This window comes from Mesorhizobium sp. PL10, assembly GCF_053714315.1.
In genome coordinates this window covers 1-1,919 of sequence record NZ_JBSKBR010000118.1, presented here as the reverse complement: position 1 = coordinate 1,919, position 1,919 = coordinate 1, and the positions used below count along the sequence as shown (strand labels likewise).

Genomic DNA, 1,919 nt, shown 5'->3' with positions numbered 1-1,919 from the left:
CCTAGTTCATTTCAACGGCTTGCACCACATCCGCCAACCCGCCGCGAATTTTTCGGGCTAGATGTCCCCAATCTTCGGCGGCGACTTGAACGGGTTTAGAATCCGGACACCGCGCCCCGTGATGTCTGAGACGTTCCGGGTCACGATGACAAATTCATTCACCTGCGCCGTCGCGGCCAAACCGGCATCGTCGGTGTTCTTGTCGGATTGACCGAGCATCTGCCCCCAACGACGTGCGACGGCCTCGTCGACAGGGAGGACACGACCTTGATAGGCGGCAAAGATGACGTCGGCCGCCTTGGCGATCATATTCGCCACGGCAACGTCGCTCTTCCGCTTCTTCTCGATGCCTTTCGAAATCTCGCGAACTGAGATCACGCTGATCGCGAGATCGGTATCGTCGATCGTATCGAGCCAAGCCGCCACATTATCGTGCGGCTGGGGTCGACTGATCTCCTTCAGGACATTTGTATCGAGCAGGAATTTCAAACTCAGTCATCCAGCGCGCTAAGATCGGCAGCGCACATGGCGGCTTTTGCCGTTTGCTTCGGATACGGCCGGCCCACTTTTGGGTGCGCCTCTGCATAGACCCGGGCCGCGACGACCTGTTGTTCCTTCAAGGAGGGATAGTCGCGGAGGACCTCTTCGACCGCGGTTCCAGCGTCGAGAAGAGCAGCGATGCGATGCGCCTCGATGTGCGTCCCCCGGATGACCGGCTCCCTCCCGGACAGGTCGATTTGCGCCGTGAGCTTCTCGAGTTCCTTCAGCTTGCGCTCGACGAAGACCAGGTGCTGACCAATGTCGTAGCGCTGTTTGCCAAAAGTGACTTCTTTCGCGAGGCCGCGCTTGACGGTGGTCCGCAGCGCCTCATAGAACTCGGACTGGCTCTTGGGTGTCAGCGCTTGTTTGAGTTCGTCATAGGCATGGAGAAACACCAGTTCGGCTTGGCCAAACTGTCGAATGCTTCGACCACCTCGCTTCACGAGTTGCGGCTTGATCGGCGCGCGCTCGACAACCTTTTTGAAGGTGTCCAGCGGCGCGCCAACTACAAAAGCCGCCTGTGCCGTTGTCAGATGTTCCATCTGCTCGCCTCTCTAATACACCCCGAAAGATAGGGTCGAATTAGAGAAAGTGCAAGGCCTGTCATGACACCGGTAATTTCTCCGGGGTCGAATACGGGTTATTAGGGCCGATCGGTCCATGACCATCGCTTTTGTTCAAGGAGGCGATGGTGGCGGTGGAGTGGACGATCACGATTGAGGGCAAGAACGAGTTCGGCGACGTTTGTCGTGAGCAAGTCCGGATTGGCAAGAGCTGGGAGCGCTTGTTCGACGGTGAGATCGGCTTTTCGATCGAAGACGGCAAGAAGGTCATGGCGACGCTGCAGAGCGCGGTCGTGAAGCACGAAGCCGAGACATACGCGCTTTTCCGTCGGGTTTGCCCAGACTGCCACACATTCCGGCCGGTTAAGGACTACACAACGCGCCGGATCCGAACTGTCTTCGGCGCCGTTGCGGTTCGCAATCCGCGCTGCATGCTGTGCCCGGGGTGCCATCCGGGCTTGGTTGGCGCCTTCGCGCCGCTGAAGGAAATCTGTCCCGATCGAGCAACGCCCGAGCTGATGGAACTGACCGCACGGCTGGGGAGTATGATGCCCTACCGGCAGGCGGCCAGCATCCTCGCCCAGTTTCTGCCCATCGAACCGACCGAGACGCACGCGACCGTGCGCAAGCGCACCATCAGGATCGGCGAGCGGCTGGATGATCAGATGGTGCAAGAACTATGGCGATCGAGGGCTCAAGCGGATGACCGGCGTCAGCTTGAGATGCAGCTTCCTGGCGATCGCCGCAAGGAGTTTGTCGTCAGCATCGACACGGCTCATGTTCGCAGCACCGAGCCCAATTCAGCGCGTAACTTCG

The 1,919-nt window shown here is 59.2% G+C and carries 2 protein-coding genes and 1 pseudogene; 1 reads left to right on the top strand and 2 read right to left on the bottom strand.

Features of this window, described 5'->3' with window-relative positions; all coding sequences use genetic code 11:
- Window positions 1-57 precede the first annotated feature (57 nt).
- Window positions 58-489 (bottom strand): PIN domain-containing protein, encoded by a 432-nt coding sequence (locus ACWGTO_RS33280; protein WP_454578926.1) that lies wholly within the window; start codon window positions 487-489, stop codon window positions 58-60.
- 2 nt (window positions 490-491) lie between these two features.
- Window positions 492-1,082: a DUF433 domain-containing protein gene (locus ACWGTO_RS33275; protein WP_454578925.1), complete on the bottom strand. Its 591-nt coding sequence runs from the start codon at window positions 1,080-1,082 to the stop codon at window positions 492-494.
- A 131-nt stretch (window positions 1,083-1,213) separates the two neighbouring features.
- On the opposite strand from ACWGTO_RS33275, the pseudogene ACWGTO_RS33270 reads away from it, so the two are divergent.
- A pseudogene (locus tag ACWGTO_RS33270) lies at window positions 1,214-1,919 on the top strand (ISKra4-like element ISMet1 family transposase); the annotation flags it as partial.